General features: G+C 66.7%; 21 protein-coding genes and 2 tRNA genes. 9 read left to right on the top strand and 14 right to left on the bottom strand.

The annotated features are described in order from the left end of the window. The first annotated feature begins 10 nt into the window (after nucleotides 1–10). From ACSQ24_RS09455 to ACSQ24_RS09445, 3 genes are all read left to right on the top strand, one after another. Nucleotides 11–265 carry a zinc-finger domain-containing protein gene (locus tag ACSQ24_RS09455; RefSeq protein ID WP_092159679.1) on the top strand — a complete coding sequence of 85 codons (255 nt, stop codon included), beginning with the start codon at nucleotides 11–13 and terminating at the stop codon, nucleotides 263–265. Nucleotides 266–301: 36 nt separating this feature from the next. After that, on the top strand, nucleotides 302–1498 hold the full coding sequence (locus tag ACSQ24_RS09450) for an FAD-dependent monooxygenase (protein ID WP_436094440.1): 1197 nt from the start codon (nucleotides 302–304) through the stop codon (nucleotides 1496–1498). Nucleotides 1499–1588: 90 nt separating this feature from the next. After that, on the top strand, nucleotides 1589–1900 hold the full coding sequence (locus tag ACSQ24_RS09445; RefSeq protein ID WP_436094439.1) for a hypothetical protein: 312 nt from the start codon (nucleotides 1589–1591) through the stop codon (nucleotides 1898–1900). A 151-nt stretch (nucleotides 1901–2051) separates the two neighbouring features. Here the strand turns inward: ACSQ24_RS09445 and ACSQ24_RS09440 are convergent, their stop codons facing one another. The 5 genes from ACSQ24_RS09440 to ACSQ24_RS09420 all read right to left on the bottom strand — a co-directional run bounded on the left by ACSQ24_RS09440 (nucleotide 2052) and on the right by ACSQ24_RS09420 (nucleotide 7052). After that, nucleotides 2052–2678, bottom strand: a complete 627-nt coding sequence (locus ACSQ24_RS09440) for a pyridoxamine 5'-phosphate oxidase family protein (protein WP_436094438.1) — start codon at nucleotides 2676–2678, stop codon at nucleotides 2052–2054. A gap of 95 nt (nucleotides 2679–2773) precedes the next feature. After that, nucleotides 2774–3145 (bottom strand): hypothetical protein, encoded by a 372-nt coding sequence (locus ACSQ24_RS09435; protein WP_436094437.1) that lies wholly within the window; start codon nucleotides 3143–3145, stop codon nucleotides 2774–2776. 1 nt (nucleotide 3146) lies between these two features. Continuing rightward, entirely contained in the window at nucleotides 3147–4547 is a 1401-nt protein-coding gene (gene chrA, locus ACSQ24_RS09430; RefSeq protein ID WP_436094436.1) for a chromate efflux transporter, read from the bottom strand. A 9-nt stretch (nucleotides 4548–4556) separates the two neighbouring features. Continuing rightward, nucleotides 4557–5375: a chromate resistance protein ChrB domain-containing protein gene (locus ACSQ24_RS09425; protein WP_436094435.1), complete on the bottom strand. Its 819-nt coding sequence runs from the start codon at nucleotides 5373–5375 to the stop codon at nucleotides 4557–4559. A 399-nt stretch (nucleotides 5376–5774) separates the two neighbouring features. Then, on the bottom strand, nucleotides 5775–7052 hold the full coding sequence (locus ACSQ24_RS09420) for a hemolysin family protein (RefSeq protein ID WP_436094434.1): 1278 nt from the start codon (nucleotides 7050–7052) through the stop codon (nucleotides 5775–5777). 93 nt (nucleotides 7053–7145) lie between these two features. Here ACSQ24_RS09420 and ACSQ24_RS09415 point away from each other — a divergent pair, with 93 nt between their 5' ends. Beyond that, nucleotides 7146–7769 (top strand): DUF938 domain-containing protein, encoded by a 624-nt coding sequence (locus tag ACSQ24_RS09415; protein ID WP_436094433.1) that lies wholly within the window; start codon nucleotides 7146–7148, stop codon nucleotides 7767–7769. Nucleotides 7770–8006: 237 nt separating this feature from the next. On the opposite strand, the gene ACSQ24_RS09410 is transcribed toward ACSQ24_RS09415, so the two are convergent. The 5 genes from ACSQ24_RS09410 to dps form a co-directional block, all read right to left on the bottom strand. Further along, complete coding sequence (locus ACSQ24_RS09410) at nucleotides 8007–8645, bottom strand: SH3 domain-containing protein (protein ID WP_436094432.1); 639 nt, start codon at nucleotides 8643–8645, stop codon at nucleotides 8007–8009. A gap of 178 nt (nucleotides 8646–8823) precedes the next feature. Continuing rightward, complete coding sequence (locus tag ACSQ24_RS09405) at nucleotides 8824–9768, bottom strand: hypothetical protein (RefSeq protein WP_436094431.1); 945 nt, start codon at nucleotides 9766–9768, stop codon at nucleotides 8824–8826. A gap of 298 nt (nucleotides 9769–10066) precedes the next feature. Next, nucleotides 10067–10648 (bottom strand): YqaA family protein, encoded by a 582-nt coding sequence (locus ACSQ24_RS09400; RefSeq protein WP_436094430.1) that lies wholly within the window; start codon nucleotides 10646–10648, stop codon nucleotides 10067–10069. A 276-nt stretch (nucleotides 10649–10924) separates the two neighbouring features. Continuing rightward, nucleotides 10925–13753, bottom strand: a complete 2829-nt coding sequence (locus ACSQ24_RS09395) for a valine--tRNA ligase (RefSeq protein WP_436094429.1) — start codon at nucleotides 13751–13753, stop codon at nucleotides 10925–10927. Nucleotides 13754–14054: 301 nt separating this feature from the next. Then, nucleotides 14055–14534 (bottom strand): DNA starvation/stationary phase protection protein Dps, encoded by a 480-nt coding sequence (dps, locus tag ACSQ24_RS09390; RefSeq protein WP_436094428.1) that lies wholly within the window; start codon nucleotides 14532–14534, stop codon nucleotides 14055–14057. Between the two features lie 122 nt (nucleotides 14535–14656). Between dps and ACSQ24_RS09385 the strand changes: the two genes are divergently transcribed. Together ACSQ24_RS09385 and ACSQ24_RS09380 are read left to right on the top strand one after the other, a co-directional pair. Then, on the top strand, nucleotides 14657–15142 hold the full coding sequence (locus ACSQ24_RS09385; RefSeq protein ID WP_436094427.1) for a pyridoxamine 5'-phosphate oxidase family protein: 486 nt from the start codon (nucleotides 14657–14659) through the stop codon (nucleotides 15140–15142). Nucleotides 15143–15158: 16 nt separating this feature from the next. Next, the gene (locus ACSQ24_RS09380; protein ID WP_436094426.1) at nucleotides 15159–15374 is read left to right on the top strand and encodes a hypothetical protein; all 216 of its coding nucleotides are present in this window, start codon (nucleotides 15159–15161) and stop codon (nucleotides 15372–15374) included. Nucleotides 15375–15378: 4 nt separating this feature from the next. Here ACSQ24_RS09380 and ACSQ24_RS09375 read toward each other — a convergent pair whose 3' ends face one another. From ACSQ24_RS09375 to ACSQ24_RS09365, 3 genes are all read right to left on the bottom strand, one after another. Then, nucleotides 15379–15963: a PopZ family protein gene (locus ACSQ24_RS09375; RefSeq protein WP_436094425.1), complete on the bottom strand. Its 585-nt coding sequence runs from the start codon at nucleotides 15961–15963 to the stop codon at nucleotides 15379–15381. 162 nt (nucleotides 15964–16125) lie between these two features. Further along, nucleotides 16126–17487 carry a TolC family outer membrane protein gene (locus ACSQ24_RS09370; RefSeq protein ID WP_436097860.1) on the bottom strand — a complete coding sequence of 454 codons (1362 nt, stop codon included), beginning with the start codon at nucleotides 17485–17487 and terminating at the stop codon, nucleotides 16126–16128. Between the two features lie 274 nt (nucleotides 17488–17761). Next, nucleotides 17762–18403 carry a protein-L-isoaspartate O-methyltransferase family protein gene (locus ACSQ24_RS09365; protein WP_436094424.1) on the bottom strand — a complete coding sequence of 214 codons (642 nt, stop codon included), beginning with the start codon at nucleotides 18401–18403 and terminating at the stop codon, nucleotides 17762–17764. A 278-nt stretch (nucleotides 18404–18681) separates the two neighbouring features. On the opposite strand from ACSQ24_RS09365, the gene ACSQ24_RS09360 reads away from it, so the two are divergent. Further along, nucleotides 18682–18966 (top strand): YgaP family membrane protein, encoded by a 285-nt coding sequence (locus ACSQ24_RS09360; RefSeq protein ID WP_436094423.1) that lies wholly within the window; start codon nucleotides 18682–18684, stop codon nucleotides 18964–18966. Between the two features lie 83 nt (nucleotides 18967–19049). On the opposite strand, the gene ACSQ24_RS09355 is transcribed toward ACSQ24_RS09360, so the two are convergent. Next, nucleotides 19050–19123 (bottom strand) — tRNA-Cys (locus tag ACSQ24_RS09355). Nucleotides 19124–19313: 190 nt separating this feature from the next. On the opposite strand from ACSQ24_RS09355, the gene ACSQ24_RS09350 reads away from it, so the two are divergent. Then, nucleotides 19314–19388, top strand: a tRNA-Asn gene (locus ACSQ24_RS09350). Nucleotides 19389–19564: 176 nt separating this feature from the next. Further along, nucleotides 19565–20062 (top strand): hypothetical protein, encoded by a 498-nt coding sequence (locus tag ACSQ24_RS09345; protein WP_436094422.1) that lies wholly within the window; start codon nucleotides 19565–19567, stop codon nucleotides 20060–20062. Nucleotides 20063–20115: the final 53 nt, after the last annotated feature.

Below are 20115 nucleotides of genomic sequence, written 5' to 3'. Positions count from 1 at the left end.
GAGACCAGCCATGGCCGATCACGGCACCCCGCATTTCCACAATGATCCCGGCGTCGCCGTGATCCATGTCGGCGCGCGCGAGTTCATGTGCATCGGCGCCAAGCCGCCCTTCGATCACCCGCACGTCTTCCTCGACATGGGCTCCGACGACGAGATCGTCTGCCCCTATTGCTCGACGCTGTTCAAATACGAGCCCTCGCTCGGCCACGGCCATTGCAAGCCGGCCGAGTGCGAATACCACGACACCGCCGCCAAAGCGGCGTGAGGACGTCCTGCCGGGGGCGCGGCAGGACATGACATTATGGCCAACCTCCCGATCCTCATCGCAGGCGCCGGCATCGGCGGCTTGACCGCCGCGATCGCGCTCGCCCGCCGCGGCATCCCCGTCACCATCGCCGAGAAGCGCACCCGTTTCGACGAGGCCGGCGCCGGCATCCAGGTCTCGCCCAATGCCGGGCGCGTGCTCGAATCGCTCGATCTCGGCCTCGCTCTGCGCCGCGCCGCGATCCGGCCCGAGGCGCTGGCGATCGGCCATTGGGGCGGCGGCAAGCCTTTGCTCGCCATGCCGTTCGCCCCGCCGGTCGAGGGCGCGACCCCGTCGCGCTCGCTGAAGCGCGCCGATCTGCACCAGCTCCTGCTCGATTCGGCCCGGACCCTGCCGAACATCCGCTGGATCATCGGCCGCGGCCTCGTCGACGCGCATGAAACCGAGGGCGGCGTCACGGTCACGCTCGGCAGCGAGAGCGGCGGGGCCGAGACGGTCGAGGCCATGGCCCTGATCGGCGCCGACGGCCTCTGGTCGCGCGCCCGCGCCCTCGTCGGAGATACGGGCGAGCCCGGCTTCACCGGCTGGGAAGCCTGGCGCTCGCTGATCCCCGCGGAAGGGTTATCAGAGGCACTGCGCCGCTCCGCCGTGGCGCTGCATCTCGGCCGCGCCCGCCATGCGGTGCATTACCCCGTCTCGGGCGGCAAGGAGATCAACCTCGTCCTGATCCGCGCCGCGCGCGAGGCGCGGCCCGGTTGGTCGCGGGAGGGCGAGGCTTCGCAATTGACCGAAATCGCCGGCAATGCCGGACCCGGCTTGCGCGAATTGATCGAGCGCGCGCCGAGCTGGCGGATCTGGTCGCTCTACGACCGCGCCCCTGCCCGGATGGCGAAGGGCCGCATCGCTTTGCTCGGCGACGCAGCCCACCCGATCCTGCCCTTCCTGGCCCAGGGCGCGGCGCTCGCTATCGAGGACGCCGCCGTGCTGGCGCATGAGCTCGCCACGCGGCTGGCGACTGATGGGACTGCGGCCGTGCCAGCAGCGCTGGCGGCCTATGCCAAGGCGCGTTCCGAACGTGCGGCGCGCGTCCAGCAGGCCAGCCGCAAGAACGGCGAGGCCTACCATCTCGGCCGGCCATGGAGCTATGCGCGCGACTTCGCCATGCGCCGCATGGGTCCGAGCGGGATGCGCCAGCGCCACGCTTGGATCTATGACTGGCGCGCGCCATCCTGACGAAATCGTCATCGCCTCGCTTCGGCTGATCTCGTCAACGCCGCATTCGCTTCCTAGATTATCCGCGGGTGACACGAAACGAAACGAGCCATGATCCGCATCGACCTCAACAATGCCGCCAGCGCCCGTCTGGGCCGCTTGCCCCGCTGGGCGAGCTGGCTGGTCATGGCCGGTGCCTTCGTCGTCGGGGTGCTGATTTTCCTGGTCGCGGCGAGCCTGGCGCTGATCCTCGTGCCGCTGGTGATCGCCGGCGGCGCCTTCGCCACCTGGCAATTGCGCCGCCGCATGCGCGCCGCCGGCATCGACCCGCAGAACCCGTTCGAGCGTAGGCAGCCCGATACCGCCCGCGGCGAGATCGTCGACGCCGAGTACCGCGTGATCGAGCCGGCTGAGAAACGCTAACACTCATCATCTCCTTCCGTCATTCCGGACAAGCGCCGAAGGCGCGTAGCTCCGGAATCCATCGAAGGGCGTCTCGCTCTATGATGGATTCCGGCGCTCCGCTTCGCTACGGCCGGAATGACGGAGAGAATGTAACAGCGCGCAGCCTGCCTTAGGCGCGGGCCGCCAATTCGGCCCGCAATCGGGCATTCTCCATCTCGAGCTCCTCCAGGCGCTGCCGCACCGGTGCGAGCGCCGGCGCCAGCTCAGCCTCGCTGAAGCGCGGCGTGATGTGCTGCGGGCAGTTCCAGTCGAAGGCCTCGACTGCGATGGTCATGCCGCGCTCCGGCACCGCGCGATAGCCCGGCACGATCAGGCGCTGGGCCAATTCCGGCTCGGCGGCGAGATCGTGGAAGCGCGCCCGACCGAAGATCTTCAATCGCGCCCGGTGGCCATAATCCATCAGGAACAGGCAGAGCCGGTCGTCGGCCGAGAGATTGCCGAGGCTCAAGTATTGCCGGTTGCCGCGCAGGTCGGCGAAGCCGAGCGTCGTCTCGTCGAGCACCCGCAGGAAGCCGGGCGGGCCTCCGCGATGCTGCAGATAGGGCCAGCCGGTTTCCGACATGCTCGCAAGGTAGAAGGAATCGCGCACCGCGATGAAGCCGGCCTCGGCCTCGCCGAGCCGGTCGTTATGCGGCTCACCCTCCTCCTGCCTTGCATAGGCGCGCCGGCTGCCCTGCGCCTCCTGCGTCGCCTTCACAGCCGGTGTCGTCGCGATCTCAAGGAAACGATGGGTCATCTTGCGGGCCTCCGCCCGTCGAGATGACCATTTCATCACCACATCGCAATCACCGCGGCCGACAGTTCAGAATTCCGGCGAATGGAACAATCGGATCAAGGGAGCAGCCGCGACACGATACCCTCGAAGGGCGTTCCGATCCCCTGTGGCAGCAGTTGGACCGACGAGCCCGAAATCCAGACCTCGAAACAATCCTCCTGAGCACCTTCGGCACGCCAGCACAGGCTGTCGTCGCTGACACGCCAGCGCAGATCCTGTCGCCGGCTCATCGCATAGCCGACAACACCTCCGTCGGGCCTGAAGCTGTAGCGCCAGTGGACCCCATCGCTGTATTCCTTGCCGGCCAGCAGCCGTTCGATCGCGGTGCCGCGAATGCGCTTCGCCTCCGACTGTTGCGCTTGTGCCTGAGCGCAGAGACTGGCCACGATCAGCGCGGCCAGTCCCGTCCTTCTCGAATTCGCGCTCATCTCAGCCTCCCGTGAGCCGAACCAGCACGACTCCCGCAGCAGCGCAGGCGGCCAGCACCGGGATCATCCCGAACTTGAAGCGTAGCAGCGCGATCATCGCCGCTACCGCGAGTACGGCCGCGCGCCAGTCGAGTGAAGCCAGCACCGGCAGGTCCGGCGCGAATGGCCCAAATACCACCGGCTGCACTGTGCCGAACAGCACATGCAGACCGAACCAGAGTGCGAGATTGGCGATGACTCCGACGACCGCGGCGGTGATCGCCGTCAGCGCCGCCGAGAGCGCCTTGTTGCCACGTAGGGCCTCGATGTAAGGCGCGCCAAGGAAGATCCAGAGGAAGCAGGGCGCGAAGGTGACCCAGACGGTCAAGAGCCCGCCAAGGCTGCCGGCGACGAGCGGATCGAGCCCGCCATGTCCGCGCCAGGCAGCGAGGAAGCCGACGAATTGCAGCACCAGGATCAACGGCCCGGGCGTCGTCTCGGCAAGGCCGAGCCCATCGACCATCTCGCCGGCGGCGAGCCAGCCATAGGTCTCGACCGCCGCCTGCGCGACATAGGCCAGCACGGCATAGGCGCCGCCGAAGGTGACGACCGCCATGGCGCTGAAGAAGCCGCCGATCTGGGTGAAGGCGTTGCCGCTGCCGAGAAGCACCCAGAGCAGCACGACGGGTCCGAGCCAGAGCGGCAGCCAGACCGCCAGCACCTTGAGCGCCCTCCCCGCCGAGGGCTCGGCATGGGTGAGCTCGCCGCGCTCGAACATCAGGTCGACGACGCCCTTGAACTCCGGCGCGCCGTCCTTGCCGGCATGGCCACCGCCGCCGAACAGTGCCGGCGCCCAGCGATGGCCGAGCCAGCCGATCAGCCCCGCGCATATGATGACGAGCGGGAACGGCGCCTTGAGCAGGAAGAGCGCGAGGAAGGCAGCGACCGCGATCGCGATCATCGCCCGATTCTTCAGCGCCCGCTTGCTGATCCTGAGGCCCGCCTCGATCACGACGGCGAGCACCGCCGCTTTCACGCCAAAGAACAGCGCATCGACCAGTGGAACCTGGCGGTAGAGCACGTAAAGCAGGCTCAGGCCCCACATCACCAGCGCGCCGGGCAGGATGAAGAGCAGGCCGGCGATCAGCCCGCCGATGGTCCGGTGCATCAGCCAGCCGATATAGATGGCGAGCTGCTGCGCCTCCGGGCCCGGCAGCAGCATGCAGTAGTTGAGCGCATGCAGGAACCGGCGCTCGCCGATCCAGCGGCGCTCGTCGACCAGCTCCTTGTGCATCAGGGCGATCTGCCCGGCCGGCCCCCCGAAGGAGAGCAGGCCGATCTTCAGCCAGACCCGCGTCGCCTCGGCGAGGGAGGGTGTGGCGGGGGCGGCGATGGCCGCCCCTTCATTCGTCACGATCGTCATCGTCCGTCCTCAGTTCTTCACCGGCACGGACGGCCAGTTATGGGTTTCCTCGGTCGCATCCCGGCACCAGCGGTAGAACGCGTCGTAGAGCAGCATGCCGGCGTCGAGCTGTGCCAGGTCGTCGCGATACATCCGTGACAGGCCGAGCGAGGCGGCGAGGAAACCGGCCGCCTCCGGCACGAGATCGAGCCGCGCCGTATCGGCCGCCCTGACGATCGTGGCGAGCTGGTCGAGCGCTGGCGAGGACAACCCGAATTCCTCGATCATGATGTCGAAGCTGCAGCGCTCGCCGCGATGGCTCCAGAACACGCCGTCAATGTCGAACGGCGTCACCCCGAAGCGGTCCGCGACGTCCGGAACCTCCGAAGCCGAGACGAAGAGAAAGACCGCGTGACGATCGACGAAGCGGCGAATCAGCCAAGGACAGGCGATGCGGTCGACCTTGGGCCGCGCCCGCGTCACCCAGAGCGTGCGCCCGGCGGGGTCGCGCTTTGGCAGCTTGCCCGTCTCGACCAGGAGCCCGCCCGCCTCGCGCCAGGCCTCGAAGCCGCCGGTGAGGTTTTCCGCCTCGACACCCTCATGCCGCAGCCAGGCGGCGACGCCCTCGCTGAGTTTCTGCCCTCTCTGGCAGATGACGACGACCTTGCGGCCGGCATAGGCGCCGGCCCAGGCGGCGACGTCGCGATGGCTGCGGCGCTCGCTCGCCGGCAGCAGGCGCGAATCGGCGGCGATATCCTCGTCGATACGGACATCGATCAGAACCGGCGCATCGGGCAGACCGACGAGCCGCGACAATTGCGCAGATGTGATCTGGATATTGGAAGACATGAGCGTCCATCCTTGAGCTAAGGAAAGTGGACGCGATCCTTGGGCTGACGCCTCACGGGGCGGTCGCGAATGGCCCCTGCGGGAAGCTTACATCATTTGCCCTGAGCGGCGTCAACCGCCATCGCCGTCATGCTCGCCCTTGTGGCACGGCTGCCAGGTTGATTTTGCCGCCTGCGCCGAAAAGCTCGAGAAAGATTTTCAGCAAGTGGCAACGGGCGGGGCAAGCTCGGGGAACCCCTCTCCCGGATGGGAGAGGGGTAGGGGTGAGGGACCGCCGCTAATTGCTAGGGCGATACGGCGCCGTTGCGCCCTCTTTGGATAGGGCAGGCCCTCATCCCTGCCCTTCTCCTACACGGGAGAAGGGTTCCCCGCGCCCTTCATTCGCGTGCGGCCCTTCCCTCAATCCACCCGGCTGACCAGCAGCTTGTCGATCCGCCTGCCGTCGAGGTCGACCACCTCGAAGCGCCAATGGCCCTTCTCGAAGCTCTCGCCGACATTGGGCAGCCGGTTCATCTCGGCCAGCACGAAGCCGGCGACGGTCTGGTAATCGGCATCGCGCGGCACATGGATGCCGAGCTCATGCGAGAACTCGTCGACCTGCATCCATCCGGCGACCAGGAAAGAACCGTCGGCGCGCGTGACGATCGCCGGCTCCTCTTCGCCCTCGTCCTGGAACACGCCGGTGATCGCCTCGAGCACGTCGCTCGAGGTGATGATACCCTCGAAATGGCCGTACTCGTCGAAGACCAGCGCGAGATGGACGTTGGAAGCGCGGATGGCGCGCAGCACGTCGAGAGCGCTGCTGGTGTCGAGCACCACCGGCGCCTCATGCACGAGGCTGCGCAGGTCGCGGCCATCGCCGTCCGAGAGTGCGTCGAACATGGCCTTGACGGTGACCACGCCGATGATGGCATCAGCCTCGCCATCCTGCACCGGCAGGCGCGAGCGCTTGGTGGCGCGGACCTGAGCCTTGATCTCGTCAGTCGAGTCGGCGAGGTCGATGACCTCGACCTCGCGCCGCGGCGTCATCAGAGCCCGGGCCGAGCGGTCGGCGAAACGCATCACGCCCGAGATCATCTCGCGCTCGTCGCGCTCCAGCACGCCGGCGTTCTCGGCTTCGGCGATGATGGTGCGGACCTCTTCCTCGGTGACCGTCTCCTCCGGCTCGCCTTTCTGGCCGAGTAGCGCCAGCACGAGCTTGCCCGAAACGTCGAGCAGCCAGACCAGCGGCGAGCCGATCCTGGCGAGGAACGCCATCGCCGGCGCAACCTTCGCTGCAACGCGCTCGGGGTCGCGCAACGCGATCTGCTTGGGCACCAGTTCGCCGATGATCAGCGAGAGATAAGTGATGAGGACGACGACGGTACCGACGCCGAGCGCGTCGGCAGCGGTATTCGATAACCCGTGCGTGCCGAGCCATTCCGACAGGCGCGCGCCGAGCGTCGCGCCCGAGAAGGCGCCGGAGAGCACGCCGACCAGCGTGATGCCGATCTGTACGGTCGAGAGGAAGCGACCCGGATTCTCGGCGAGCTTGATCGCCTTCGCGGCCCCTCTGCTGCCTTGATCGCTGAGGACTTTGAGCCGTGCCGGCCGGGACGAAACGACCGCGAGTTCCGACATGGCGAGCACACCGTTGATGACGGTGAGGACGACGACGATCAATATCTCGGTTAACAAAACCGGCTCGGGAACTGCAGGGCCGCACTCTGTATCGGTCTGCTTCTGAGCCGCTTATAACGCATTGACGGCCGAACGCGATGGGAGAAGACGATGCCCCAGGACGATCTCCATCACCGCGATCCCCGCCAGCTCGCTCCGGCGACGCAGCGCAACCGCGAGCCGATCCTCGCGGTGCTGCGCGAGGTTCTGCCGGCGCAGGGCCTCGTTCTCGAGGTCGCTAGCGGCTCCGGCGAGCACGCCGTCCACTTCGCCGCCGCCTTTCCGGACCTGGTTTTTCAGCCGAGCGATCCGGATCCGGCGGCTCTCGCCAGCATCGACGCCTGGGCGGGCGAAGGCGCCCTGCCCAATCTGCTCGCGGCCATTCGCCTCGATGCAAGCGCGCCGCGCTGGCCCGTCACAGGGGCCGACGCGATCCTGTGCATCAACATGATCCACATCTCGCCCTGGGCGGCGGCGGAGGGGCTGATCCGGCACGCAGCGGAGCTGCTGCCGACTGGCGGGCCGCTCTATCTCTACGGCCCCTATCGCCAGAGCGACGTGCCGCTGGCGCCGAGCAATGCCGTCTTCGACGACAGCCTGCGCCGGCGCAACCCGAAATGGGGCCTGCGCGAGCTCGATGCCGTCGCCGAATTGGCCCGGGACGCGGGTTTCGGAGAGCCGGAAGTGACGGCGATGCCGGCCAACAATCTCAGCGTGGTGTTCCGGAGGCGCTAGGCATTTCAGACCTGAGCGATGTGCCTTTTCTTTGCGGTCCTTACAAATGAGGTCGCTTGGGCTCCTCCCTTCCCCCTTGTGGGGAAGGGTTGGGGATGGGGGTGGTGCCGCCTGGCGATCGCCGGCAGGAAACAGGAATGGCAGCAGCGGTGGTGCTGCGAAGTTCTACCGATCTCTCCGGCTTTGCGACCCCCACCCCTGCCCCTCCCCACAAGGGGGAGGGGTTCCCCGTGCCCCTCAGCCGCCGTCGCAGCTGGTCTCCTGCGTCGCGCAAATGCGGTCGACCCAGGCGCGGACACGGCCGGCCTCGGCTCCAGCCTTGGCGGCCGGCTTGACCTCGACGCCGGAGAGGGCCTCGCTGCCCTCCGGAAACGGGCCGTATTCGACCAGCACCCATTTGCCGCTGCAGCCGATGAGGCGGCCGTTCTGGACGAAGGCATCACCGTCGAAGCCGCTCCCATCCGATCCCGCCAGCACCGCCGGCGCCTTCGCATCGGGTCGCTGACGACCGGCATTGGCTTGCGATTTCACGGTCAGCTTGCGCCCGCTCACCCAGCCCGAGCCCTTGAACATCGGCCGCGGCGCGGCATCCGTCAGCGCCTCGTTGTCGCGGGCCTTGGCGATGCGGAACCAGCCATTGGCGCCGGCGCTGACCTCGACCTCGACCATGGCGCGCACTGGCGGATCGTCGCTGCTGAGCTTCACCGGCGGCAGCGTCCCGACCACCTTGTTGCCGGTACCCGGCCCGGCACGGACGTTGAGCCCCTCCGGATCGGTCTCGCTGACGAAGGCGCCGAAGGAGCAGGCGACCTGCCCGGCCGGCGCCGGCGCCACGCCTTCCGATTGCGCATATGCCGTCGGGGCAGCGAGCAGCAAGGCTGCCACAAGGCTGGTGGCAAAAGCGCTTTTCCACCAGCTGCGATCACCGAATCCGTCATTGCGAAGAGCGTCAGCGACGAAGCAATCCAGGGGCGGCAGAACTCTACGTCTTCCTGGATTGCTTCGCTGACGCTCGCAATGACGGCCTGAACCGATCAAAAAACACAGTAGGGCTTCAGGACGCGGCATTGACCAGCACGTAGTAGAAGGCGTTCGGCTTGCCGACCGCCTTGAGGAAGACAGGGTAGCGGTTCTTCGGAACGGTCTGGCAGCCGGCCGACCAGGTATTGGGCTCGAGCACAGTGTCCGCCCCGCCGCGGTGGATGTACATGCTGGTCCCCGCCCCTTTCGGGTCGATCCGGCTCTTGTCGTCTTCGGTGAAGCGGCCGTCGCCATCGGTGTCGCGCTCGGCGATCTGCGTGGTCTTAACCTGGAAGGCGCGGTCGCCGAGGAAGCCGCCCTGCTTCTCGAAATACTGATAGGTGCCCTCGGTCAGGCGGCCGGCATCCTTGATGCCGTCCTTGTTGATGTCGACGCCGTCGGCCTTCTTGAAGCCGACGCCCTTGTAGCGCTTGTCGCCGCTGCCGGCGCGCTGCGAATATTGCGCGCCCGGCTCGGTGCAGATCGGGAAGCTCGCAAGTTCGCGGAAGCGCCCGGTCCGGCGCATCACCACGACGAGGTCGTCATAGGAGCCCTTGCCGTGGTTGGCGATCGTGCTGCTTTCCTTGCGCAATGCGAGCAGAACGAGGCGGCCAAATCGAAGGTCGAAGCGCGCATCGGTCGAACCGAAGCGCCAGAAGATCGCCGAATAGGAATCGAAGGCCTGCTTCGTCGTGCGGAATTGCGGCCGGTCGGCCGAGGGACGACGGAAGCGGGCATCGAGGATTTCGCCGTAGAAGGCGCGCCATTCCCGCAAGGCACGCAGCCGCGTCTCGCCGGCTGGGCTGAGATTCACCTCGACGACGCGCCAGAAGAAATCCTGCAAGCCGGGCGGAACCGCCGCGACGATGTCCCGCCATTGCGAGAAGGCGATGACGCGGTCCTGGCGCAGACAGCGGTCGAACTGCCGGGCGAAATTACCGAAATCGAGTTCGGCGAGATCGGGACGGCGGCCGCTCATCTGCCACCACTGGATCGTTGGGGCGATCGCATCGAACCCTCCGCCGCTGCATCGTTCGGGAGACCATAGAGCAGCGCCGCCTGAAGGTCAGGCAGCGAGCAGCCGGTCCGTCAGCAGTTTGCGGAGGTCTGAGGGCTTTTCGCCCTCTCAGAACCAGCTCGAAAACTCACAGCCCTCATCCTGAGGAGCCGCGCAGCGGCGTCTCGAAGGATGCTCCAGGATGCTCCTGAACCATCTGGAGCATCCTTCGAGACGCGATCCTTCAGATCGCTCCTCAGGATGAGGACTCAGGGGATTCTCAGAGCACCATGGGCAGCACGAAGAAGCCACCGATGACGACCACAGCCAGCGCCAGCGCCGTCATCGGCAAATGCTTCTCGATGAAGATGCGGATGTCGTCGCCGTAATAGCGCAGCGCCACCGCGATCATCGTGAAGAAGGTGACGCGCGAGATCACCATGCCGAGCGTGAACTTCCAGATGTCGAAATGCAGGAAGCCGGACATGATCGTGACGATCTTGAACGGAATCGGGGTCAGTCCCTTGGTCAGCAGCACCCAGAACCAGTAGTCCTGCGAGGTGTGGATCAGGTGCGCCGCTTTCTCCTGCAGGCCGTAGATGCCGATCAGCCAGGCGCCGACCGATTCATAGAGCAGCGCGCCGATCGCGTAGCCGAGATAGCCGCCGGTGACGGCGCCGAGCGAGCAGACGCCGGCATAGAACCAGGCCCGGTCGGGCCTGGCGATGCACATCGGGATCAGCAGCGGGATCGGCGGCAGCGGACTGACGGAGCTTTCGACGAAGGTGATGGCGAAGAGCAGCCAGGGGGCTCCGGGATGCGACGCATAGGAAACGCACCAGTCGTAAGCACGCTTGAGCATGAAGGGGAAACCGTTCCTGGGTTCTCGCGCCGGTTGCAGGGCTGCCCTGCGTCCCATGCATTAATCTATCTGGCGCAGTCAGGCCAGTTATCTCTTGGGCTAGAGTCAATTGCGCAGATGGGCGTCAACAGCGCGACGCTTTCGTGACGAGATTGCGGGAGCCTCCATCGTCATTGCGAGGAGCGCAGCGACGAAGCAATCCAGGAAGACGTAGAGCTCTTCCTCTTCTGGATTGCTTCGCTTCGCTCGCAATGACGAGAACGCCCGTGCAGCACCTCACGACAGCCGCTCCAGCGCCTCCGCGATCTTGAGCTTGCGGGCCTCGGCGGCCGCCTTGCGCTCGCGGTTCTCCTCGACGATCTCCTCCGGCGCGCGCGCCATGAAATCGGGATTGCCGAGCTTGCGCTCGACCGCGGCGATGTCCTGGTCGAGCTTGCCGAGCTCCTTGGCGAGGCGCGCCCGCTCGGCATCGAGATCGATGATGCCGGCGAGCGGCAGCGCCGCCACCTCGCCGCGCACGATGATCTGCGCCGACTGAGCCGGCGCCTGCTCTGCGAACTCGATCGCGGAGAGCCGCGCCAGCCGCTCGATCATCGGCGCCCAGGCCTCGACTGCGGCCTTCGTCGACACGCTCGCCTTGACCAGCACCAGCGGCACCTGCGTCCCGCCCGGCACATTGGTCTCCGAGCGGATCGAGCGGATGTCGGAGATGAGATCGACGACGAAGCCGATCTCGGCCTCGGCCGCCTCGTCGACGAGCGCCGAAAGCTCGGGCCAGCGCGTCAGGCAGACGAGCCCCGCCTCCCCGGCCGGCACAATGCGGGCCGCGCCGGCATTGGCCTTCTGCGCCCAGAGCTCCTCGGTCAGGAACGGCATGAACGGGTGCAGCAGCTGGCAGATCAGGTCGATGACATGCGCCACCGTTGCCTGCGTCTCCGCGCGCGCCGCGGTACCGGCCGCGTCCAGTTCCTCGGCCTGCAGCACCGGCTTCGACAGTTCGAGGTACCAGTCGCAGAACTGGCCCCAGACGAAGCGATAGGCGCCGTCCGCCGCCTCGTTGAACTTGAAGCTCTCGATACCGGCGGCGACCGTCTCGGCCGTGCGCGCCGCCTCGCTTAGAATCCAGCGGTTGAGCGGCAGTTTCACCGCAGCCGGGTCGAAGCCCTCGGCTCGCAGGCAGCCATTGATCTCGGCGAAGCGGGCCGCGTTCCAGATCTTGGTCGCGAAGTTGCGGTAGCCTTCGACGCGCGAGGTCGCGAGCTTGATGTCGCGCCCCTGCGCCGCCATCGCCGCGAAGGTGAAGCGCAGCGCGTCCGCGCCATAGGTGTCGATGAGCACGAGCGGATCGATGACGTTGCCTTTCGACTTCGACATCTTCGCGCCCTTCTCGTCGCGAACCATCGCGTGGAGATAGACGTCGCGGAACGGCACCTCGTCCATGAAGTTGAGGCCCATCATCATCATCCGGGCGACCCAGAAGAAGATGATGTCGAAGCCGGTGACCAGCGTCGCGGTCGGGTAGTAGCGCTTGAGCTCGGCCGTCTCCTCCGGCCAGCCCAGCGTTGAGAACGGCCACAGGGCGGACGAGAACCAGGTGTCGAGCACGTCGTCGTCGCGCTTGAGCTCGACGGGCCCGCCATAATGGGCAAGTGCCAGAGCCTGCGCACCCGCTTCCGACTCGGCGACGAAGCATTCGCCGTCAGGCCCGTACCAGGCCGGGATCTGGTGCCCCCACCAGAGCTGGCGCGAGACGCACCAGGGCTCGATGTTCTCGAGCCAGTCATTATAGGTCTTGGTCCAGCTTTCCGGCGTGATCCTGGTCTTGCCGTCCTTGACCGCCGCGAGCGCGCGCTGCGCCAGCGGCTGCACGTCGACATACCACTGGTCGGTCAGCCAGGGCTCGATCACGACGTCCGAGCGGTCGCCATGCGGGACGGTGTGGGTGTTCGGCTCGACCTTGCGCAGGAGACCGCGCGCCGCCATCAGCCCGACCACCGCCTTGCGCGCCGCGAAACGATCTAGCCCGTCGAGCGCGAGCGTCTCGCGCTCGGGCGCAGCGCCTTCCAGGAAGTCGGCATTGTCCTGAATCAGGATGCGAGCTTCGCCGTCCAGGACGTTGACGACTCTCAGCGAATTGCGCTTGCCGACGTCGAAATCGTTGAAGTCGTGCGCAGGCGTGATCTTGACCGCGCCGGTGCCCTTCTCCGGATCGGCATAGTCGTCGCCGAAGATCGGGATGACGCGGCCGACCAGCGGCAGAACGGCGTTCCTGCCGATCAGTCCCTTGAGCGTGTCGTTCTCGGGATGCACCGCGACGCCGGTGTCGCCCAGCATCGTCTCCGGCCGGGTCGTCGCGACGGAAATGTAGGTCGCAGGATTCTCCGGATCGTAGACAGCGCCCTCGACCGGATAATCGAAATAGTAGAGATGGCCGTTCGGATCCTTGGCCAGCGCCTTCTCCAGCTTGTTGGCGTCGAACGCCTCCTCGCCGCCGCGCTGCCATTTGAACGAGCCGGTCTTCTCGAGCTGGAGCACCTCGATGTCCGAGATCGCGGTCTGGAACTTCGGATCCCAGTTCACCAGACGCTTGGCGCGGTAGATCAGCCCCTGCCGGTGCAGGGCGACGAAGACCTTGAGCACCGCGGCGCTCAGACCCTCGTCCATGGTGAAGCGCTCCCGCGACCAGTCGCAGGAGGCGCCGAGGCGCTTGAGCTGGTTGACGATCGTCCCGCCGGACTCGTCCTTCCACTTCCAGACCTCGGCCAGGAAAGCCTCGCGGCCCATCGTCCGGCGATCGGTCTTGTTCTCGGCCGCGAGCTTGCGCTCGACCACCATCTGCGTCGCGATGCCGGCATGGTCGGTGCCGGGCTGCCAGAGCACGTCCTTGCCGCGCAGGCGTTCGAAGCGGCAGAGCAGGTCCTGCAGCGTGTTGTTGAGCGCATGGCCCATGTGGAGCGAGCCGGTGACGTTCGGCGGCGGGATTACGATGCAATAAGGCTCGGCGCCGGGCGCGGCGCCGCGCCCCGCCTTGAAGGCATCCGCCTCCTCCCAGGCCTTGTTGATGCGCGCCTCGACGGCCGCCGGCTCGAATGTCTTGTCCATCATCGCTCTGCTCGAACGCCAAACGGCCGGGGAACCTGCCCCGGCCGCGAAAACGAAAGCCAAAAGGTCTGCGGCCTTAAGAGCGCATGCGCGGGCGTCCCGTCAACGGCTTCGATGATCGACGACCATGCAACGCCGTAGCACTCGAGCCCTCCCCCCGCTTGCGGTGGGGAGGGTTGGGTGGGGGCAGCGCCGCTTGGCATTAAGCTGGAAGAAGTCCCGAGCCCTGCTTTCCGGCCCCCCATCCCTAACCCTTCCCCACCGCAAGCGGGGGGAAGGGAATACCGGCACGCGCCAGTAGAACTCAAGCCGCGCTGGATTCGAGGAACCACAGCGCCTTGTCGAGCGCCCGCGAATAGCCGGTGAAGATGTCGGCCGTGTCGGCGTCACCGGCCTCGTCGGCGGAGTCGATCGCCGCCCGGACCGATTTTGCGGCCTCGGCATAACGCTCGATCAGTTCGGCGAGATGGTCCTTCACTGAGACGATGTCGGTCGGATAGGATTTGAGCTTGCTCGCACCGGCAACGATCTGCACCGTGCCGAGCGCAATGCCGCCGAGCTGCGCCACCCGCTCGGCCACCGTGTCGACATGGGTGTCGAGCTCGCCGCGGAAGCCGTCGAGCATCTCATGGATGGCGATGAAGCCGGGGCCCTTCAGGTTCCAGTGCGCCTGCTTGGTGACGAGCGCGAGATCGATGCCGTCGGCAAGTCGGGCGTTGAGCAGTTCGATCATTGCCGTCTTGACGTTGGATTTCAGGTCGTTGCGGGACTTGAGCTTGGCCATGGGACACCTCGCGCCTGATGGAGGGCGATCTATAGCAGCAAGTCCGGCGATCCGGCGACCACCGGAAACGGAACCTCGGCCACGCTTCGACGGTTGGGTGAGGATCACAAAGGAGCCGAGCGATGACCCACAAGACCGACCAGGACAGGACCTGGGAGCTGATCGAGGAGATCGGCCTGTGCATGCTCGTCAGCCATGACGGCAACGGCGACCGGCTGCGCGCCCGCCCGATGAGTGCCCATCCCCGTCGCGACGAGGATGCGATCTACTTCCTGACCGATCTGCGCAATCACAAGGACGACGAGATCGAGATCAACGAGAACGTCTGTCTCTGCTTCGCCGACAACGGCTCGTACAAATATGTCTCGGTCACCGGCACGGCCAACCTGCTCGACGATCGCCAGCGGGTTGCCGAGCTCTGGTCGCCAGCCGCCCGTGCCTTCTGGGAGAGCAAGGACGATCCGAACATCCGCATCCTCAAGGTGCGACCGACGTTGGCTGAATTCTGGGACAGCCCCGGCAAGATCGTGACCACGGTCAAGATGGCGGCCGCGGCGGTCACCGGTTCGCGGCCGGAGCTCGGCAGTAACCGCAAGGTCCTGCTCTGAAACCGGGAGAGAGACGATGAGGCTTCTCGTCCACCTCGTCGGCGCCTGGGTCGCCTCGGAAGCGGCCTCCGGCCGCTATCCCCGGCCCTTGTCGCTCGGCATGCAGCTTCTGGTCTCGCGGCTCGGGCCGCAGACCGCACTGATGGCGCTCGCCGGTTATGCGATCCAGAGCCTGAACGAAGGCGGGGCTTTCGGTCCGCCCCGGCCTCAACGCCGGCAGCGCCGCCGCTAGGACCTCAGCGTCGCCCGCCGCGGGCGACGCGCTCGATCTCCGCCCGCACCAGCCGCTCGACCATGGTCGGGAGGTTGTCGTCGAGCCAGGTCTTGAGCATCGGCTTCAGCATGTCCTTGACCAGGTCTTCGAGCGTGCGCGCATTGTTGCTGAGCACGGTGTTGGCGAGCGCACCGAAAGCGCTGTGCACCGCGGCACCGGCCTGGTCGGAAATCAGCGCCGCCATGTCCATCGGCGCAGCTTGCGGCTGAACCGGAGGCGGCACGAAGGCTACAGGCTGCGGCGCTTCGGGCGCAGGCTCGGGTTGCACCGCAGCTTGCGGCTCGACGAAGTCGACATCATCAGCCGATGCCTCGACGGGCGCAGCCGGCTCCTCCTCGATGCGCTCGGCCTCGGCGCCGAGATCGAGCACATCGTCTTCGATCGGCTCTGGCTCGGGTTCCGGTTCGGGCTGCGGGGCGAGCGCGACCGGTTCCGGTGCAGGCTCCGGCTCCGGGGCAGCAGGCTTCTCGTCATCGGCGATGATCCGCCGGATGGAGGCGAGAATCTCCTCCATCGAGGGTTCGCTGGCCTTGGGCTGCGCGCTCATGCTGATTCCGGTCACTCGACTCAAGGAGCGCCCATGGAATCAGCGCGCCCCAGTCATGAGTATTTCACCGGGAAACCAGCAGGCAAGGCGGCCTTGCGGCCGCCCACAGGAGAAATCCCGAGTGTTGCGCTGCTGCGTCTACGCGCCGGCCAGAGTGCCTGTTCAGCGCCCGTCCGGCGTCTGCGTGCCCCAGAGCAGGCCCTTGACCTGATCGTAGTGCTTGCGGGCGTCGTAGCGCTCGGCCTTGAGCTTCAGCGTATCGGACGAAAGCCGCCCCGTCGCCGACAGCACGGCATAGGACGCGACGACGCGGTCGCGCTGCGCCGTCACCAGCGTCGAACGGGCGATCACCAGTTCCTGCTGGGCATTGAGCACGTCGAGGGTGGTGCGCTGGCCGACCTTGGCCTCTTCGCGGACACCGGCCAGCGCCGTCTCGGCGGCCTGGACCTGGGCCTGCGCCGCCGTGATCTGAGCTTTGGCGGCTTCGTGCCCGCCCCAGGCGGACACCACCGCCGCGCGCACGTTGTCACGCGAGGTGTCGACCTCGATCCGACGCTGACCCGCCGTCTCCTTGGCCTGCCGCGTGCGCGAGTAGACTTGCCCGCCCTCGTAGAGCGGGATCGTCAGGGTCGCGACCGCAGTGGCCGAGGTGCGGTTGTCGCCGAAGAACTGGTTGTCGTAGCGCTGCTGGACGGTACCGCGCACACCGAGCACCGGATAGAGATCCGCCTCGGTGACCTTGACCTGCAGCTCCGCCGCATCGACGCCGTGCAGCGCCGCAATGATGGCCGGGTGCGCTGTCAACGCGGCGTTGAGCGCCGCCGGCAGGGATTTCGGCAGCAGGTTCTCGACCGGCCGCCCGGGAGCGAGCTGCTTCGGCTCGATGCCGACGTTCTGGCGGAAGCGGGCGATCGAGGTCTTCAGGTTGGATTCGGCCAGGATCGCCTGCGATTGGGCCTGCGAGAGGCGTGCCTCGGCCTGCGCGACGTCGGTGCGAGTCACCTCGCCGACCTGAAATCGATCCTTCGTCTGGCGCAGCTGCTCCTCCAGCACCTCGACGTTGTTGCGATTGAGGTTGAGGATCGCCGTGTCGCGCAGGACGTTCATATAGGAGGTGGCGGCGTCGAGCAGGACGTTCTGCTCGGTGTTCAGCAAGGTCGCGCGAGCGCCGAGCACCAGCGATTCGGCCTGGCTGACGGAGCTGCGGGTCTTGCCGCCGTCGAAGATGTTCTGATCGACCTGGACGCCGGCACCACGCGGGTTGAGGCGCGCGAGGCTGCGGCTATGCGGACTGCCTGCGCCCTGCGCGTTGGCTGGAAAGTCGCTCTCGGTGATGCTGGCGCCGATATCGGCGGAGGCCGTGACGCGCGGACGATAGCCCGACAGCGCCTGCGGCACGTTCTCGTTGGTGGCGCGCACCGCGGCGCGCTGTGCGTTCAGCGTCGGATTGCCTGAATAGGCCCGCGCCAGCGCCGCGTCCATCGTCTGGGCCAGCGCTGGCGAGCCTACCAGGGCCCCCAGCATGCCGGCGATCGCCAGACGGCTCGCGGTCTTCTTCAAAGTCGGTCGCGTTATGATCACTGGACGCCTCTTGTGCGGACTCTAGTCACGCCCAGGCATCGCCCCAGCCTCGGCACTCGGTCTAAAAGCATAAGCTTTGCAGCTCGCCTCGCCAATGTCGCGAGAGGAACTGGCTGTCTTTCATTTCTGCACTGCCGCAAAAATGCGACACTCCCGCCGGCGATTAGTACCGACGGACTACCCCTTCTGGGGAAAACCGCCTCGGGGGCGGCTCCGCTCACAGGGCGAACACCTCCACCTTGCGGAATTCACGCAGCGCGGGAGCCGCTGCATCGAAGACCGGTCGACCCGAAATCGATTCGCCCACCTTGCGATAGAGCACGACGCGCGCCGAACGGCCGAGCCCCTCGACCACGATCAAGCGTCCGCCCTGACGGACATGGCGGAACAGCGGCTCGGGTTGAACCTCGCAGGCGCCGCTGACCAGCACGGCATCGAACTGCCGGTGCTCCGGCAGGCTCGCGACCAGCTCGGCAGCCGGGACGCCCGGCTGGGCGAAGGCGGCGTGCGCCAGCGCCAATGCGGCCTCGTCCGGCTCGAGCAGCGTCGCCTTGGCCCCCATCGCCGCCATCAGCGCGGCACCATAGCCGGAGCCGCCGCCATATTCGAGAACCTCTTCGCCCGGCTGCAGATCCAGGACCTGGATCATGCGCGCGCTCACCATCGGCTCCGGCAGGGCCCGGCTGGTGCCCGGCAGCGGCTCCTGGCGGTCGAGATAAGCCAGCTGGGACAATTCGCCGGGCAGGAACGCCTCGCGCGGCACCGCGTCGGCCGCGGCGAGCACGGCGCGATCGGTCACGTCATAGGTGCGCAACTGGCAATCGACCATCACGCGCCGCAGTTCGGCGAAGCTGCTCATGCTCAAATTCTCCGAAGGAAAGCGCCTGGACGGGCACCTCGACCCCTGCCCGCGGGTTTTGGGCGAGGCTGCGGCAAAAGGCAAGCGGCCGCAGTGGGCAGGGTGCGGGTGGCGCTGATCTATCTCGTTCGGCGTATGCCAGCCTTGGAGAAGGCGCGCCGCGGCACACATTAAGAACGAGCGCCGCCGCCCCAACGAGAACGATCTGGCAAGCCGCGCGTTTGGCTGGAAGCAGCAACAGTCGAGGCGAAATGCGCTTTCCATCAGGAAGACAGGAATTGAGGGCCGCCTTCAGGCGGATCGAAGCCGAACTTCCGCCCCGGTTTGCCAAGGCGATGCGCTGGCTCCGGCATCGCGATTCGCGTCTCATCAGGATTCCCGCAGGGCTCGCCCTCATCATCGGCGGCGTGTTCTCGTTCCTGCCGATCCTCGGTGTCTGGATGCTTCCGCTGGGCTTGATGCTGCTCGCGTCCGACGTGCCGCCGCTACGGCGGCCGATGGCGCGCTTCGCGACCTGGTGCCTCGGCTTGCTGGAGCGCTTCAGGAAACGTCGCTCGGATTGAACGGCTGGTTTGTGCCTGCACGAGGGCATCGCCCGGCGGGGCAACCCGCCGAAAATCACCGAAACATCAGTGCAGGAATAAGGTGGAGGCCTCGCCCGGAATCGAACCGGGGTGCAAGGATTTGCAGTCCTCTGCGTAACCACTCCGCCACGAGGCCATCCCGGAGCGCCGCCTGAAGCGTGCTCCTCGGCGGGCGTATAACCACATGCCGCAGCGCGCCGCAACCGAAACTCTCCCGGCAATGTGAATTGACGCTGGGGCAAACCGGGCGCCCACGATTTTCTCCGCCTTGATGCCAGCAAAAGGCTTGCACCCGGCCGGCGGCGTCGCTATACGCCGCCCACCGATCCCGGATAGCTCAGCGGTAGAGCAATCGACTGTTAATCGATTGGTCGCAGGTTCGAATCCTGCTCCGGGAGCCAGCATTTTCAAGGGCTTAGGCGCTTATCCGCCTGAGCCCTTTTCCATTCTAGGTACGCGATAGGTACGCAGTGCCGCCCGGAATCGGCCGTAGGTACGCACCACCGCGCTTCGGAACCCCGCTGTTCGCCGTCCCCTGCCCTCGGGAATCACTCGCCTTTCTGCGCGATCGACGCCGATGCGGCGCGATAGAACCGCTGCGGTTGCTGGCGATTTGCGCGGCGATTCGAGGCGTGATTCTGTCGTTTCCATGCTTATGCGGAGCCGCCAGATTCAGGATGAGGAAGAGATCGGGTCTCGCGAGTTCGCCCGCTTGGTCTTGGCTGAGCTTCGCGACATCAGCGCTCGGCTTGAACGGATCGAGCGCGCTGCCAAGTCCGTCTCTCCGGATGCCGCGCTGCTCGCCGCCATTTCGCGCGAAGTGGGGGCGGCCAGCTTCAGCGCCGCCGACTTGATCAGGGCGGCACAGAAGCCGCATCGCGTGGCGCTCGCCGAGGCAATCCATGCGGCTGTCGGTCAGCTCAATGCGCGGCGTCTGGGCCGGAGAGTCGCACGCTTCCAAGGTCGCGAGAGCTGGGGCTTCGTCGTGGAGCATCAGGGCAAGGACCGCGCAGGGGCGATTTGGCGGATCCGGCGCATCGGTGACTCGCGCGGGTCAAAGTCGCGCCCCGCGTAGCGCCGCATGCGGCAGTCGGCGACCCTCGCTCGGACCCAACCGACCGAGGCGAG

The sequence above is a fragment of the Allobosea sp. LjRoot237 genome, from assembly GCF_964253285.1.
Lineage (GTDB): Bacteria > Pseudomonadota > Alphaproteobacteria > Rhizobiales > Beijerinckiaceae > Allobosea.
This window is presented reverse-complemented; position numbering and strand designations above follow the sequence as displayed.